Here is a 15,682-nt window from a genome sequence, read left to right as displayed (position 1 = left end):
TAAGGTTTAAGCACCATGCTGTCCGCCCTGATTCACCCGCAACTGCAAGACTGCCGCCGGCTGTTCCTGCGCAACTATGAAGTGCTGATCAACATCGGCGTGCACGATTTCGAAAAGAAAGGCGAGCAGCGCGTACTGATCAACGTTGACCTGTACATCCCGCTGGCCGTGTCCACGCCGAAGGCCGACGAACTGCACGAAGTGGTCGACTACGACTTCATGCGCGAGACCATTGCGCGCCGCATGGCCGAGGGCCACGTGCACCTGCAGGAAACCTTGGTTGACGACGTGGTGCAGGCGATGCTGGCGCATCCAAGCGTGCGCGCCGCCCGTGTGTCGACCATGAAGCCTGACGTCTATCCTGACTGCGAAGGCGTGGGCGTGGAAGTATTCAAGATCAAGGACGCAGCATGAACGCGGTAGTGGACGCCAAGGCCGAAGACAAGGTCGCCTACGAAAACAACAAGCTGCACAAGCGCCTGTGCCGCCTGGTCGGCCAGGCCATCGGCGACTTCAACATGATCGAAGACGGCGACAAGGTGATGGTGTGCCTGTCGGGCGGCAAGGACTCTTACGCGCTGTTGGATATCCTGATGACGCTGCGCGAACGCGCGCCGATCGACTTCGAGATCGTAGCGGTCAACCTGGACCAGAAGCAGCCGAACTTCCCGGCCGACGTGCTGCCGGCCTACCTGGAAAAGCTGGGCGTTCCCTTCCACATCGAGAACCAGGATACCTACTCGATCGTCAAGCGCCTGATCCCGGAAGGCAAGACCACCTGCTCGCTGTGCTCGCGCCTGCGGCGCGGCATCCTGTACCGCGTGGCCGATGAACTGGGTTGCAACAAGATCGCCCTGGGCCACCACCGCGACGACATCCTCGAGACCTTCTTCCTGAACATGTTCTTCGGCGGGAAGATCAAGGGCATGCCGGCCAAGCTGGTCTCCGACGACGGCAAGCACATGGTGATCCGTCCGCTGGCCTATGTGAAGGAAGAGGACACCGAGCGCTATGCCGCGGTGAAGAACTTCCCGATCATCCCGTGCGACCTGTGCGGCTCGCAGGAAAACCTGCAGCGCAAGCAGATCAAGGCCATGCTGCGCGAGTGGGAGAAGAAACACCCGGGCCGCGTGGAGAACACCTTCTCCGCCCTGTCGACCGTCGTGCCATCGCACCTGATGGACCGCGAGCTGTTCGGCTTCAAGGACATCAAGACCGACGGCATCGCCAACCCGCTGGGCGATATCGCCTTCGACGAAGAGCCATGCTCCACGCCGGCGCCTTCGACGATCCCTCTCGTCAATTTGCAATAAAAGCAATTTATCGGGGTAGAATGCATCCCTTCGTTTTCATTGAAGGGATCTCCCCGATGCACCGTTTCCTGGGCCTGTGCGCCGCTTTCCTGATGTTGTGTGTTGCGCCTCGCTTGCATGCGGAGGAACAGCCGAAGCTTGCGGTGACCGTGGGCCTGCGCCATGTGGCGAAGGATTTGTGGCGCGTCGATTACCGGTTCGCGCAAGCCGTTACAGCGCTCAAGCTTAGATCCATCGGTGAATTCCGGCAGCAGGAGTGGAAGGTGCTCACGCCTGGCATGAGCATGACATCAGGATCGGGCTTCGATGTCATTGCGTCGAAAGGCCAGCCGTTCAAGGCGGCCAGCGTGGAGATCAAGACTTTCGACGGCTGGGAGCCCAAGGAGTATGTTTCATTCAACCGCTTTGGCGATGGCGGGAGGACGGTCTACCTGGGCCACCTGCAAGGCGACATCGAGCAAGGCACAAAGACGCTTTCCATGCGCGCCGATTTCAAGCTGTCTGGCCTCGGGCAGGAAAACGTGATCGCGCCACCGCCTAACCGCTTGCAACCGGACGCCGAACGTGGCTATGCCTACTTTGGACCGGCGCAGGCTGTTCCTGCCGGCGCGGTGAAAGTCCTGATCGATCAACGAACCCCGCAATGGCTGCGCGAAACGATCCTCGATGTTGGTGCAAAAACTTCCGCCTACTATGAGAAGGCCTACCAGCGAGGGTTAAAGGACCAGCTGCTGATCTTGATCTCGGTGGACAACTTTGAATCGTCGGGCTTTTCGATCAAGGGCGGCGCCATCATGGGCGCGGGCCAGGTTTCCTACAGGCTGGAAGGCAAGCAGGTACTGCTCGACCATCCGCTACTGCGCGAGGGTGTGGCCCGCAACGTTGCGCACGAGATGGCGCACATCTGGCAACTGGCGGTCGCCCAAGGCGGCATCGGAGGCCAGGGTCCGTGGATCCACGAGGGCGGTGCGGAAGCCATGGCCATCGATGCCTTGCTCCAGACGGGTATGTGGAGTGAAGAATCGGCGAAGGCCTACCGTGCGAAGCAGGCCGCCACCTGCGAGAAGCTTGGCGGCGCTGTCGATTCCTACGACGGTATTTATGCCTGCGGCCTGGTGCGCTTCGATGCGCTGGGCGTCGGAATCGTCCCGCTTTGGCGCTCCATGATGCTGGCGACAGAAGTGAAGGGCGATGCCTATTCCCAGCGGATGATCGACACTATCGTTTCGGCGAAGTAGCCGCCGTTTCAGCACGCGAGAAGGAATACGGCGCGTCGGCGGGCGCGATGCCGCGCTGCTGGTTCGGTTGCGCCGACATCTCCACGTCGAGGGTCGCGCCGCGCAGCATTTCATCGTGGCCCAGCCAGTTGCGCTGCAGCGCGCGGCCATTCAGTTTGGCGGAACGGATGTAGCGTTTGTCGGCGCCATTGGCCGGTGCGTTGATGCGAATCTGCTTGCCGTTCTCCAGGTGCACGGTGGCGTGCTGGAACAGCGGTGCGCCCACCACGTACTGGCCGACAGCAGGCGTCACGGGATAGAAGCCCAGCGCGGAGAACACATACCAGGCCGAAGTCTGGCCGTTGTCTTCGTCGCCGCAGTAGCCATCCGGCGTTGGCTTGTACATGCGGTTCAGCGTTTCGCGAATCCAGTACTGCGATTTCCACGGCGCGCCGGCATAGTTGTACAGGTAAAGCATGTGCTGGATCGGCTGGTTGCCGTGCGCGTACTGGCCCATGTTCGCCACCTGCATCTCGCGTATCTCGTGGATCACGGAGCCGTAATAGCTTTCGTCGAACACGGGCGGCATGCTCATCACGGTATCCAGCTTGTTGACGAAGGCTGTGCGGCCGCCCATCAGGTTCACCAGGCCGTCGATGTCGTGGAAGACCGACCAGGTGTAGTGCCAGCTATTTCCTTCAGTGAAGGCATCGCCCCACTTGACCGGGTTGAACGGCGCCTGGAAACTGCCATCCTTGTTACGTCCGCGCATCAGGCCCGTTTCAGGGTCGAACAGCTTCTTGTAGTTCATGGCGCGCCGGGCGTAGACGCCGATCTCCGACTCCGGCTTGCCCAGTGCCTTGCCCAGCTGGTAGATCGCGAAGTCGTCGTAGGCATATTCCAGCGTGCGTGCGGCGTTCTCGTTGATCTTCACGTCGTAAGGAACGTAGCCAAGCTCGTTGTAGTACTTCACGCCGGCGCGACCTACGGCACTGACCGGCCCTTCATTGTCGGCGCCGTGCTTGAGCGCTTGCCACAGGGTTTCGATGTCCGGGCTGCGGCTACCCTTGATCCAGGCATCGGCCACCACCGAGGCGGAGTTGTTGCCGACCATGATGTCGGCGTAGCCGGGACTAGACCACTCGGGCAGCCAGCCGCCTTCGCGGTAGGCATTGGCCAGGCCGGCTTGCATTTCGCGGTTGATCGAAGGGTAGACAAGGTTCAGGAAGGGGTACAGGGCGCGGAAGGTGTCCCAGAAACCGGTGCCGGCAAACAGGTAGCCGGGCAAGAGCTTGCCGTTGTATGGGCTCCAGTGCACCGCCTGGCCGGCGGCATCGATTTCATACATCTTGTTCGGGAACTGCACCATCCGGTACAGGCTCGAATAGAACGTGCGCATCTGGTCGATGCTGCCGCCCTCCACTTCCACCTTGGACAGTACGCGGTTCCAGGCCGCCTTGGCGCGTGCGCGCGTAGCGTCGAAATCGTCGTTGGCCAGTTCGCGCTGCAGGTTCAATTCGGCCTGTTCGGCACTGATGAAAGACGAAGCGACCTTCATGTGCACTTGCTCGCCGCGACCGGTCTTGAAGCCCACGATGGCGCCGCTGTGCTGGCTTTCCATTTCGAGCGCGCCTTCCACCAGCTCCTTACCGCGCCACACATCGGTGGAGCTGAACGGCTTATCGAACACCATCACGAAATACAGGCGGAAGTTGGATGGCAGCGGGCCGCGCGCGTAACGAGTGCTGTAGCCAACAATCTTGCGCTGCCCAGGGACGATCTTGACGTAGGAGCCTTGGTCGAAGGCGTCCACCACTACATAGCTCTTGTCCGATTCAGGGAAAGTGAAGCGAAACTGGGCGGCGCGTTCGGTTGGCGTGAGTTCTGCGGTGACGTTGGCATCCGCCAGGTAGACGCTGTAGTAATACGGCTTGGAAATCTCCGCCTTGTGCGAAAACGCGCTGGCGCGCTCGTCTTCCATGAAGCGTTTGCTGCCTGTCACCGGCATCACCGAAAACTGGCCGTAGTCATTCATCCATGGCGAAGGCTGGTGCGTCTGTTTCAGCCCGCGCAATTTGTCGGCGTCGTACTGGTAGGTCCAGCCATTGCCCATCTTGCCGGTTTGCGGCGTCCACAGGTTCATGCCCCACGGGACTGCGATGGCGGGATAGGTGTTCCCGTTCGACATTTCCGGTTTGCTGGCAGTGCCCATCAGCGGGTTCGCCCACTCGACCGGATCGCTGATCTTGCCCACGAATTGCGCGGCTGCCAGCGGCGCGGTGGCCGCCAGCACAAGCGCCAGCCCGGCGCGGAAGATGGTGTTCCTCATTGTTGATATCCCGTTTGGCTATATGGACGGGCGCCGGCTTCGCGGCCCCATTCTTTGTTCGGTCCGGCCTGCATGCGAAATACTAGTTCGCCGCCGGCCATGATGTCTTCATGCCGCAGGAAAGTGCGCGCCAAGGGCTTGCCGTTCAGCGTGACACTGCCAACATAGGGATTGGTCGCCGACATCTGCTCCGCGCGGATGGTAAAGCGTTTCCCGTTCGGCAGGTTCAGCGTGGCCTTGTCGACGAAGGGGCGACCAATCACATACTCGTTGCTGCCTGGCGCCACGGGATAGAAACCCAGTGCGGTGAAAGCGAGCCAGGCGGACATCTGTCCCAGATCGTCATTGCCCGCCAGGCCGTCGGGCTTGTTATGGTATTGGCTGGCGACGATCTGCGCCAGGCGCGCCTGGGTCTTCCACGGCGCACCAGCGTAGTTGTACAGGTAAGCCACGTGGTGCGATGGTTCGTTGCCGTGAGCGTAATGGCCTATCAGGCCGGAGATGTCTTCCATGTGGGCGTAGACCTTGTCATCGACCTTTGCGTCGAACACCTGGTCGATCTTCGACTGCAGGCCGGTGTCGCCACCCAGCATGCCGACCAGGCCCGCGTTATCGTGCGGCATATACCAGGAGTACTGCCAGGCGCTGCCCTCCGTGTAATCGCTGCCGAAGTTGGACTGCACCGGGTTGAAGGGCTCGCGGAATTCTCCGGTGGATTTACGGGCGCGGACAAAACCGGTTTTGGTGTCGAACACATTGCGGTAGTTCTGCGCGCGCCGGTAGAAGCGCGCGGCCACATCCTTCTTGCCCATCTTCTCGGCCATGCGGGCGATGGTCCAGTCGTCGAAGGCGTATTCCACGGTCTTGGAGGCGGCTTCAGGCTCCAGGTCGATCGGCACATAGCCCAGCTTTTTATAGTGTTCGAGGCCGCCGTAAGCGCCATAGTCGGCGCTGGCGACCATCGCGGCCAGCGCTTCGTCGGCATTGACGCCCTTGATGCCCTTCATATACGCATCGGCGATCACCGGCACCGCGTGGTAGCCGATCATGCACCAGGTCTCCATGCCGTGGAAAGCCCATACCGGCAGGATGCCGTACGGGCTGTGCTGGCGCGATGCGACAAGCGAATTCACGAAGTCGGCATTGCGCTGTTCCGGCTGCACCAGCGTGAGCAGGGGGTGCAACGCGCGGTAGGTGTCCCACAGCGAGAATGTCGAGTGATAGCGGAAGCCTTTGGCCTGGTGCACCTGGTTGTCCGGGCCGCGATACTTGCCGTCGCGGTCCATGAACAGGCTTGGCGCCAGCATGGCGTGGTACAAGCTCGTATACACCATGCTGCGCATGTCGGCCGGCGCTTCGATTGCCACGGCCGACAACGCCTCGTTCCAGGCTGTGCTTGCGCGCTGGCGTTCGGCATCGAAATCCCAGCCCGGCATTTCGTCCAGGTTGGCCAGCGCGCCATCTTCGCTGACGCCGGACAGCGCGACCTTGACCAGCAGCGTGCCATCTTCCGGCGTGCCGAAATCAAGGGCGGCCACCAGTGCCTTGCCTTCCACCTGCACTTTGTCGCCCGGTGTCTTGCCGGGACCGGCGAAGCCCTTGTATTCAACGCCCTCCTCGCGGTTGAGCAGGATGTGGCCTGAGATCGGGCGCGAGAGCCGCATGGCGAAGTAGACCTGGCGTCCGGGCGCCCAGCCGCGCGTAATGCGCATGCCGGTGACGGTGGTGCTGTCGCGCAGGCGCAGCGATGACCACAAGTTCTTGCCGGCGTAGTCGTAAATGCTCTGGCGCAGGTCGAGGACCAGCTTTGCCTGTGCGCCCTTGGCGTAGCGGTAGCGGTGCAGGCCGACGCGCTCGCTGCTGGTCAGTTCGACATCGACCTCGTGATCCTGCAGGCGCACCGCGTAATAGCCCGGTTCTGCGCGCTCATCTTCGTGGCGGAAGCGGGAACGGTAGCCGCTGAACGGTCGCTCGGGGTAGCCCGGTTCAAGCTTGGTTTCGCCGCTGTAGGGCATCAGCAGGATGTCGCCCAGGTCGGAGTGGCCGCTGCCAGAGAAATGCGTATGGGAGAAGCCGAGGATGGAGTTGTCTTCGTAGCGGTAGCCCGCCGCCCATGGATAGCTTTGGCGGAAATGACGCACCTGGGTATCCGGGCTCAGTTGCACCATGCCGAACGGGCGGCTGGCGCCGGGGAAGGTGTGGCCGTCGCCGCCGGTGCCGATAAACACGTTGACGGCGGCAGCCGGACTGCCCGTAGGCGCCGCTTGGGCGGCGGCCAGCAGTGTTGCAGTAAACAGCGCCACGAAAGGTCGGATACCCATGGTGTCTCCTTTTATGATGCTGCTTTTATACCTTTACCCGATCTTTCCTCGCAATCGAAAGCGACGGAAACGGCGAAGTTTCAGAAAGTTTAGTAAACAAGGCCCGTGCGGTACACCGGATACAGGTTGTGGCGCTCATCCCAGGTAGCGTGGTGGCGGGCGAAGAAGTCCAGGCGGGCGCGCGGGTTCTTGGCGAATGCCGCATCGCTTTCCAGCCTGGCCTTGAATGCGGCTGCCAGCGTCGGATCGACTGCCAGCATCTCACGGGCAGCCTCCTCGGCCACGTATTCCTCCATATACTCCTTGCGCTCCAGGTAGTTGTTGAAGAAGCCCCAGGCGGCCAACGAATCGGCGCCGGCTGGTTCCAGCATCGTCATCACCAGCCGCGATTTCGGCTGGGCGATCGGCACGAACAGGGCGCCCTTGCCCACCTCGCGCTGTTCCATCTTCCAGGCGCCTTTCCAGCTTGCGAGCTGGTGGCCTTCGAAAGAGGTTGCTGTCAGCTTGGCTTCGTCGGCGCGGAAGGCCTCCACTGAGACCTTGCCCGGCGCCTGCTCCAGACGCTTGTAACTGATGCCATGCACCTTCAGCTTGGGTTCGATCAGTGCAGCTTGCGCAGCTGGGACCAGGTAGCCGCCGGCCGGCGCCTTGGCCACCACGTCCGGTACCACTTCATCGCGTAGCGGCACGGTCCATTTCTGCGGCCGGGATTCATCATATTTCGTCCAGACGCCAGCCGAGACGTCGGATGGCGTGCGGGTGTATTCGTAACCCGGGAAGTCGATCATTTCGGTACGCTCGGTGGTCTTGTAGCTGAGGGGCATGTCGGCCAGCCTGGCCGCGCGCACATCCGCTTCCGCTGCGGCCTTGACCCAGGCCGCACCATGCTGCGCGAACTGCTCCATCAGCGAGACGATCGTGTTGCGGGTGACCTTCACGCGGTGCGGGTAGTCGCGCCACGAATGCGTTTCCACCAGCATGGCGAAGCGGTTACGCAGCGGGAAATAGCCGGTCGAGAAGCGCGGCGTGGCCATACTGTCGACGAAACCGGAATCCGGCTGGTCGGTCTTGTCGAAGGAAATGTAGAAGTGGCGCGGGTCGGAGCCCTGCTTGCGCAGGTCGGCCATGACATTGTCGCGCAGCTCCTTGCCCAGCGGCAGCAGCGCCGCATCGCCGCCGTGCACCGGTTCGACCTGGATCGAGACGTCGGGCTGGAACTTGGCGCCGTCGGTCACGTGCAGGTCGATGTAGGCCAGTGGGTCCCATTCGTTGACCAGCTTGAGCATGGCCTGCATTTCCGGCGCATCGGCTTTCACGTAATCGCGATTGAGGTTGTAGTTCTGCGCAGTGACGCGCCAGCCCATTTCAACCGGGCCGCGCTGGTTGGGGCGGTTGTTCTTGCCGAAGCGCTCATGACCATCGACGTTGAAGACGGGGATGAACAGCACGACCTGCTTGTCCAGCGCTCCGGCGGCAGCCTTGCCGTCCAGCGCCTCGCGCAGGGCCCAGAAGCCGGCATCCTTGCCGTCGATCTCGCCGGCGTGGATGCCGCCTTGCACCAGCAACACCGGCAGCTTGCGCTGCCTGGCCGCAGCGGCAGTCAGCGCGCCGGTACGGGAAACGGCCAGGGCCAGCATCGGCCGGCCTTCCGGCGTTTCGCCGAAGGAGAAGCAGCGCACCGCTTTCGGATAGGCCTTCTGGTAGTCCGCGCACAGGCGCTGCACTTCGTCGTAGCGGCCCGTGGCCTGGTAGCCGGAGCGTTCGGCGACCGTCGAGAGGTCCGGCGCGGCATGGGCCAGCGGGAAGGCGGCAAACAGGGAAAGCAGTACGGCGTTACGAATCATTTCAATGCTCCGGCGGTTGGGTTGGAAACGCCGGAGCATTATAGTGCGCTTCAGTTTCGCAGGTATGGGCGCTCGGGCGCGAACAGCGCCAGGCGCGCAGTCTTGCGCCAGCGGGCAGGTGCGCCGTCGCCTGCCGCCACCGCGCCCGCCGCATAGGCCAATGCGCGCGCTTCCATCGGCATTGCACCCAGCGCCATTTCCGCTTCCTGGTATTTACCGGCCCCGGAAGCCTCGATGAAGCGGCGCAGGCGCAGCGCATATTCCCCCATCGGCTTCGCCTGGGCCCAATATGGTTCGGTATCGCGGCCATGGCGCAGCGCCAGTGCGGCTCCTACCAGCAAGGTCACCTGGTCGATACCGTTTGTCATCGGTTCCTCCAGCGCAGCCTGCACCTGGGCGGCAGTGGCGCCATCGGACGCCCCAACCAGCCGTCGCATGCGCGCCACCCGCCCAGGATCGCCCTTGGCCACGTCCAGCGCCTTGGCCAGCTCGCCGCGCGCGAGGGCGCCGTACGGATCATTCACATCACGCTCGGCCTGCGCCATGGCAGCGACGCGCGAACCTTGGGGCAAGGCGCGGTTCCCGGCTTGGCCATCCAACAGGCGCTGCAAGCGTTCCAGTTGTGTTTCCAGCTCGGCGTTCTCGTACGGCAGCTTGCCCTGCACCTTGCGCAGCGGCTCCAGTGCTTCGTCCCAGGCGCCTTGATCCAGCAAGGTGCGCACGTGCAGGTAGGCCAGCCAGGTGTTGCCCGGGAAGCGTGCCCGCGCCGCAGCGATTTCCTCCTTGCTGGCGGACTGCCCGCAACGCAGCGCCAGGTAGAGCCGGTCGCCGTCATCCGGGCGCGCGTTGGCACGCGCGCGCGCGGCCGCACAGATCTCCGGCGATTCGTTGGCAACGCCTTGTTCAGCGCGCCGCAGCTGGACGTTTTCCGGGTCTTCCTTCAGGCGCTGTACCAGTACGTCGCCGGCGCCGTCTTCGTGCGCCATCGTCAGCCAGGCGCGCGTCGATGGAACCTTGATGCTGTCCCAGCGAGCGTGGGCCAATACCATGGCCTTGCGCTGCGCATCGTCCTTCACAAGCTGCGACAGCGACTCCGGTTCCATGCCCGACGCCGCGGCAAGCACCTTGCGCCATTTCTTGCTCTTGCTGCTGACCGATTCCGGCGGTTCTTCGAACAGCACGTCGGCGTCGGTATCAAACCAGCGCGGTGCGCCAAGCACGGTGTTCTCGTCATTGCCAGGACCGCCGTAATGAACGACGCCAGTTGCCATCACGGTACCGCCGGCGATGTTGTACACCGACTGGTCCGCGCCATCGCGCGGGTGGAAGCTTTCCAGCAGGCGGCCATCCGGCAGGCGGGCTTCGACCGCATGCTGCTCTTCAGGGCTGGCATCGATCGTGACGTGCTGGCCCGGTTCGACCAGCGTCGAGTTGCCATCGATCGTGACGCGTACCGCCGTGCCCAGGCCGTTGTACACCATGACGGTCGAGGTGCCGAGCGCCATGCCCATGCCCAGCACGCTGACCACGACGCCGCCCGCCACGGCCAGCCGCGCGCCGCCGGCAAGCCAGCCGTCGGCACGCTGGAACCGCGACCACCAGTCCAGCGAGGTTTGCAGTTTGCGCTCGCTTCCTGCCAGCAGCACGCTGTAGGTCTTGGGGACCTGGCACGCTTGCGGTGCCGCTTCGATCGGCGCCCCGCTGCGCACATGGCTGGCAAGCAGCGTTTCACTGACCAGCATTTGCTCCAGGACCGCGGAGCGTAAGGCGCCCAGCCAGTTGCTGGTATGGGACGTCCAATTGGCGACCACCTGCAGCCAGTCGTTGATGTTGTCGCGCGAGACAGGCGGCAGCGTGAATTTCTGCAATGCGTCTTGCCAGCTCTCCTGTATGCCCAGCCGTCCCATCAACTGTGGATCGAGCTGCACCGCGCCGTTGCCGCGATAGAGTTCGTCCAGCACCACGTACAGGCCGCCGCAATCGGCGATCAGGCGCTGGATATTGCTCTCGCTCTGGCGCGCCACGGCCGTCACCACGGCGCGGGTGTTCAGCACCAGGCCCCAGGCATCGCGCACGTTGGCGGCGCCATGTTCAGCGTAGTGCAGCACGTCGAGCAGGCTGTCCAGGTAGGCTGGCCAACCTTCGCCCAGCTTGACCGCCGCCGCATAGTGCCAGGCCCGTACTGTTGCATCATGGCGGCGCAGCTTTTCTTCCAGTTGGGCGATGCGTTCTTCGGTGCGTTGCAGCGCTGCCGGCAGCTGGTTCGCCCGGTACTCTTCGCCGCCCAGCTGGACGCGATTGCCCTGGACCTGAGCGTGGCCATTGATCACGGCCGACAATTGCGCGCGCTCTTCCTGCAACTGGCGCAGCTGGCGCACGTCGTCCTTGAGCGCGACCGGATACAGCGCGCTGGCTTCGGCAGCCGGTTGCGCATCACGCGCAGCGCGCAGCTCTGCGGCCCGTGCCGCGTGGCGCGTCAGGGAACGGCCGAAATACACGCCGCAATAGCGGCTCTGGAAATGTTCGCGCCGATATTCCTTTGCCAGGCGTTTCAGGCTCTCTTCCAGCTCGACCGGCTCGGCCTTGCCTTCCTGTCCTTCCAGCAGGTGCGTCGTCATGCGCTGGCGCAGGCCTGCGGGATCGTCGAAGAGCGACCAGGCGCTGGACTGGTCGATCGTGGCGGCCAGGTAGCGCCGTTTGGCATTCTCTTCGCGTTCGTGGTTTTGCGGGTGGGTTTGCCACATGCGCGGAGGCTGGCCCAGCTCGGCCTTGAAGACGCGGTGTTGTTCCGGCTGACTTGCCGGCAGCGGCGGCACCTTGCCGTAGTATGGATCGTCCAGGATGCCGGCCATGCGCGCCGTAACATGGTTTTGCACGGCAAAGGCGTCAATGGTAGCGCGGCCGGACCCATATTCACCGAACACGAATCCAACGGTACGCTCCCAGGCGTCGTCCGCCGCGCCCAGGCGGTGCAATGCGTGGACCAAGGCGTCGCTGCCAGTCAGCGACACCGCCACCAGGTCGGCCTGCATTTCCATTTCGCGCGAAAGTGCCCTTTGCATCAATACCACCAGGCGGAAGGCTTGCTCCACCAGCGAACGCAGCGACCAGACGATGACCTGCACCACCCAGGCCACCAGGCGCAGGCGAATATCCAGGCGGCCAATGCCTTCGATAACGTCGTCCAGCTTGTCGCGGCGCGCCACCATTTCCTGCACCACTTGCTGCGCCACGTAGGCCCAGCGGCCCACCGCCATCGAACGTTGTGCGAAGTGGCCGAATTCGTGCGCCAGCACCGCACGCAACTCGCCCAGCGGCATGGCGTTCACCAGCGGCAGGCCAATTTCCAGGTTTTTCTTCGAGGGGAAAATCAGGTTGAGCAACGACAGGTCATAGAACACCGCAGCGTTCACGCGATTGGACAGGAAGACGCGGTGCGGGCGCGGCGCGCCGGCCGCATCGGCCAGCTCCATCAGGTAATTGAACAGGCGCGGTTGCTCTTCGCGCTTGATCTCCACCATGCCGGGCGGCATCGCGTGGCGCACGGCGAAGATTGCCTTCAGCATGACGATTGCCAGCAGCACGGCGACGATGGCGGCGCACCAGTTGCCGAAGCCGTTGCCGCTATGCTGGCTGGCGTGCACCAGGCGCCAGGCGCTGAACAGGAACCAGCCTGCCAGGCCAAAATACAGCAGCACAAAAACCAGCAGGCCGGCAACGGCCAGGCGCGCGCTGCGCTGGTAGGCGGCGCTGGGACGGGTCAGCTCGGCCAGTACGGCCGACTGCGATGGGGTGGCGGTGTCGATGATCTACTCCATAGAATTATTGCATGCAACGATTCTATGGAGTAACTATTTGATTGTAAATATTCCAATCAATATTTACAACACATTAAGAGCCAAAATGGTAGTTCAACTCAAACCAGAGCTGGCGTCCCGCCGGGCTGTAATTGCCGACCGGGTAATACGGCCAGCCGCCGCTGTCGTCATGCTTGACGCGGTTGAACAGGTTGTTCACGGCTAGCGACACGGTAATGCGCTGGTTCACCTTGAGCACCGAGCTGGCGTTGACCAGGGTGGTCGGCGTCAGCCAGGCATCGCCGGCGCTGTTGGGCACCTTGCCGTAGCGCTGCAGGAACAGCGTGTTCGACCAGTCGCCTGCGTTCCAGGTCAGGCTGGCATTCAGCTTGTCGCGCCAGTCGTAGTTGCCCAGGTCGCCCCTGTCGTTGTTCAGCGGGTCGCCGGCGAACTGGCGCGACTCCTGCTTCAGGGTCTTCGAATAATTCACCCTGGTGATGAAATTGCCGTAAGCCGCAGTGCGCAGGGCGTAGCGGGCCGACAGGTCGATGCCGCTGACTTTGGTCGATGCCGCGTTGATCGGGTTGACCAGGATTTGCCTGATCTCGCCCGGTTTGTTCAGCGCATTGTCGGCATAGCGGACGATGCGGCGGATCGCGTCGGCGCAGGTGGGCGAAGCCAGGTCGCCCTTGATACGGCAATCGGCTTCGTCGCGCAGCAGCTTGTCGGCGCTCAGGTTGGTCACCAGGTCGTCGAGGCGGATCTTCCAGTAGTCCAGCGTGACGTCGAAGTCGGCGCTTGGCGACCACACGGCGCCCAAGCCGGCGGAACGGCCTGTTTCAGAGCGCAGGTCCTTGCTGCCGGTCTGCACATAATCGGCGCCCGGCGAGTAGTTCGCAAAGTCGCAGTCCGCCACTGGCTGGCCGGCTTTGGCGCAGCGGTAGTAGTCGGTGGTGGACGAGTAGTAGCCGGTACCGCGCGCTTTGTAGATGTAGTTCATGTCCGGAGCGCGAAAGCTGGTCGCGACATTCCCGCGCAGCAGGATCTGCGAAGCCGGGCGCCATTCCAGGCCGCCGTTGTAGGTGAACTTGCCGTCGCCACGTCCGGCGAAGGCGTAATGGTCGTAGCGGCCCGCCAGGGTGCCGTCCAGCGTCTTCACCAGCGGAATGCTGGCCTCGGCGCCGATGGCGTAGCGTTTGCGGGTGCCGGCAGTCACGTCGGACGGTGCCAGCGTGTTGAAGTAGCCCAGGTTGATGCGCGGATCGGGAGTGTTGGAGAAACCCTGCTTGCCCAGCTCCGCCACCGTGGCCACCTTGACCGGGCCGGCCGGCAGCGTACAGGCTTCGCCGTTGGCCGTCAGGCTCAGCGTGTTGGTCCAGGATTTATCGTCGCTGACCGATTCGCCGGTGATGGAATTGAATTCGCCCGGTGTCAGGCGGCTAGCCAGCCGCGCCGGGTCAGGTGCGAAGATGGCGACGCCGCTGGCATTCACACCCAGCTGCGGGCCGAGGAAGAAGCTGTCGATATTGGCCAGCGCGCGCTGGGTGTGGTTCTGGCTCTTGTACTGCGAGGCGGTGTAGCCTGCTTCATAATTCCAGGTGGTGCTGAGGACCTAGCCGCGCAAGCCGAGCGACAGCGAAGCTGCCTGGTCGTCCCAGCGGCGGTTGTAGCGTCCCGCGCCGCCCATTTCTTCCGGCGAGATGTAGCGGCTCCACGCCTCATAGCGGCTGGTGGCCTGGTTCCAGAAATAGCTGTCGGTAGCCGAGCGCGAAGTCCATGACGGGCCGCGCGTGTTGTTGCTGCTGCGGTTGTTGCCGTAAAGCGCCTCCGCAAAGAGGGTGGCGCTGTCGGACAGTTCGTAGTTGGCACTGCCGAACAGGTTCTGGCTGCTGTTCTTCGTTTGCGTGGTCCAGTAGGTCGGTCCGACTTTCGGGCTGGCGCAGTAGCTGCCTGCCTTGGCTGTGTATTTGACAGTGCTGCCGCCGTACAGGTCGCCGATGTCGGAGCAGGTAGTGCCCGGATCGACGTACTTGCCGGAACTGACGTTCTTGCGCGCCAGGACGGACGTCGGCGCCACGCCGGTTTTGCTGGCCATGAAGTCGCGGTCTGCGCTCCACAGCGGATCGCGCTCCAGAAGCTCCACGCTGAACAGGGTGTTCAGCTTGTCGAAACTGTGGCCGCCGGTGAACTGCAGTCGCTTGTCGCTGCCGCCGCCGCGCGTGGTGGTGCCGGCCTTGAGGTTGAGGTCGTAGCCGTTGGCCTGCTTCTTCAGGATGATGTTGACCACGCCCGCAATCGCATCCGAACCGTAGACGGCCGACGCGCCGCCGCTCAGGATCTCGATGCGCTCCACCACGCTCGACGGAATATTGGCCAGGTTGGTGAAGTTGACAGTGCCTTCGTAAGCAATCGGGAAGTCGGCCATGCGGCGGCCATTGAGCAGCACCAGCGTATGGTTCGGGCCGAGGCCGCGCAAGCTGATGGCGTTGGCCGATGGCGTGAAGGTATTGCCGTAGTCGGCGCCCTGCACAAAGCCGCTGTTCTGCGATTGGTTGGTCAGCGCGTCGAAGACGTTTTTGAAGCCTTGCCTGGTGATGTCGTCGCCGGTGATGACGGTCACGGCCGATGGGCCTTCCAGGCTGGCGCGGGGGATGCGCGAGCCGGTAATGACGACAGCGGCAGGGGAAGCTTCCTGCGCCTGCACAACGCCGGCCAGCAAAACGAAAGCGCCCGCTGCCAGTGGTTTCAATTTGAATTTTGTCTGCATTGAAGTGGTCCTCTTGTGAAGAGCGGCCACCTTAACAATCCGAAGTTCTTAAATGAACGAATGATTTTGCAGATGCTTATGAAAAAAGCCGGGG

9 protein-coding genes are annotated in these 15,682 nt (G+C 63.0%); 3 read left to right on the top strand and 6 right to left on the bottom strand.

Features of this window, described 5'->3' with window-relative positions:
• The first annotated feature begins 15 nt into the window (after positions 1 to 15).
• The 3 genes from ACN9MZ_RS03500 to ACN9MZ_RS03490 are packed head-to-tail and all read left to right on the top strand — an operon-like array spanning position 16 to position 2,551.
• Positions 16 to 414, top strand: a complete 399-nt coding sequence (locus tag ACN9MZ_RS03500; RefSeq protein ID WP_057265902.1) for a dihydroneopterin aldolase — start codon at positions 16 to 18, stop codon at positions 412 to 414.
• On the top strand, positions 411 to 1,313 hold the full coding sequence (gene ttcA / locus ACN9MZ_RS03495; protein ID WP_426340924.1) for a tRNA 2-thiocytidine(32) synthetase TtcA: 903 nt from the start codon (positions 411 to 413) through the stop codon (positions 1,311 to 1,313). The genes ACN9MZ_RS03500 and ttcA overlap by 4 nt, the downstream gene beginning before the upstream one ends.
• The gene (locus ACN9MZ_RS03490; RefSeq protein ID WP_426340923.1) at positions 1,265 to 2,551 is read left to right on the top strand and encodes a hypothetical protein; all 1,287 of its coding nucleotides are present in this window, start codon (positions 1,265 to 1,267) and stop codon (positions 2,549 to 2,551) included. Before ttcA ends, ACN9MZ_RS03490 begins: the two co-directional genes overlap by 49 nt.
• Here the strand turns inward: ACN9MZ_RS03490 and ACN9MZ_RS03485 are convergent.
• The 6 genes from ACN9MZ_RS03485 to ACN9MZ_RS03460 form a co-directional block, all read right to left on the bottom strand.
• Positions 2,532 to 4,859: a GH92 family glycosyl hydrolase gene (locus tag ACN9MZ_RS03485; RefSeq protein WP_426340922.1), complete on the bottom strand. Its 2,328-nt coding sequence runs from the start codon at positions 4,857 to 4,859 to the stop codon at positions 2,532 to 2,534. The two genes, ACN9MZ_RS03490 and ACN9MZ_RS03485, sit on opposite strands and share 20 nt — an antisense overlap.
• Positions 4,856 to 7,180 carry a GH92 family glycosyl hydrolase gene (locus tag ACN9MZ_RS03480; protein ID WP_426340921.1) on the bottom strand — a complete coding sequence of 775 codons (2,325 nt, stop codon included), beginning with the start codon at positions 7,178 to 7,180 and terminating at the stop codon, positions 4,856 to 4,858. The genes ACN9MZ_RS03485 and ACN9MZ_RS03480 overlap by 4 nt, the downstream gene beginning before the upstream one ends.
• Positions 7,181 to 7,269: 89 nt before the next feature.
• A complete protein-coding gene (locus tag ACN9MZ_RS03475; RefSeq protein ID WP_426340920.1) occupies positions 7,270 to 9,024 on the bottom strand; it encodes a M14 family metallopeptidase in 1,755 nt (584 codons plus the stop codon).
• A gap of 50 nt (positions 9,025 to 9,074) precedes the next feature.
• Positions 9,075 to 12,722 (bottom strand): M48 family metallopeptidase, encoded by a 3,648-nt coding sequence (locus tag ACN9MZ_RS03470; protein WP_426340919.1) that lies wholly within the window; start codon positions 12,720 to 12,722, stop codon positions 9,075 to 9,077.
• A gap of 193 nt (positions 12,723 to 12,915) precedes the next feature.
• Positions 12,916 to 14,313, bottom strand: coding sequence for a TonB-dependent receptor (locus ACN9MZ_RS03465; protein WP_426340918.1), 1,398 nt, complete (start codon positions 14,311 to 14,313; stop codon positions 12,916 to 12,918).
• A gap of 120 nt (positions 14,314 to 14,433) precedes the next feature.
• Positions 14,434 to 15,588 (bottom strand): TonB-dependent receptor plug domain-containing protein, encoded by a 1,155-nt coding sequence (locus ACN9MZ_RS03460; protein WP_426340917.1) that lies wholly within the window; start codon positions 15,586 to 15,588, stop codon positions 14,434 to 14,436.
• Positions 15,589 to 15,682: the final 94 nt, after the last annotated feature.

Origin of the sequence: Pseudoduganella sp. S-14, from assembly GCF_049913285.1 — a bacterium.
Lineage (GTDB): Bacteria > Pseudomonadota > Gammaproteobacteria > Burkholderiales > Burkholderiaceae_D > Rugamonas.
Note: the sequence above shows the minus strand (reverse complement) of the source record. Positions and strands in the feature narration are given on the sequence as shown.

Bases quoted from the DNA above. Each gene is read 5' to 3' on its own strand.
- ttcA (WP_426340924.1), top strand. From the start codon at position 411: ATGAACGCGGTAGTGGACGCCAAGGCCGAAGACAAGGTCGCCTACGAA.
- ACN9MZ_RS03475 (WP_426340920.1), bottom strand. From the start codon at position 9,024: ATGATTCGTAACGCCGTACTGCTTTCCCTGTTTGCCGCCTTCCCGCTG.
- ACN9MZ_RS03500 (WP_057265902.1), top strand. From the start codon at position 16: ATGCTGTCCGCCCTGATTCACCCGCAACTGCAAGACTGCCGCCGGCTG.
- ACN9MZ_RS03480 (WP_426340921.1), bottom strand. From the start codon at position 7,180: ATGGGTATCCGACCTTTCGTGGCGCTGTTTACTGCAACACTGCTGGCC.
- ACN9MZ_RS03490 (WP_426340923.1), top strand. From the start codon at position 1,265: ATGCTCCACGCCGGCGCCTTCGACGATCCCTCTCGTCAATTTGCAATA.
- ACN9MZ_RS03460 (WP_426340917.1), bottom strand. From the start codon at position 15,588: ATGCAGACAAAATTCAAATTGAAACCACTGGCAGCGGGCGCTTTCGTT.
- ACN9MZ_RS03485 (WP_426340922.1), bottom strand. From the start codon at position 4,859: ATGAGGAACACCATCTTCCGCGCCGGGCTGGCGCTTGTGCTGGCGGCC.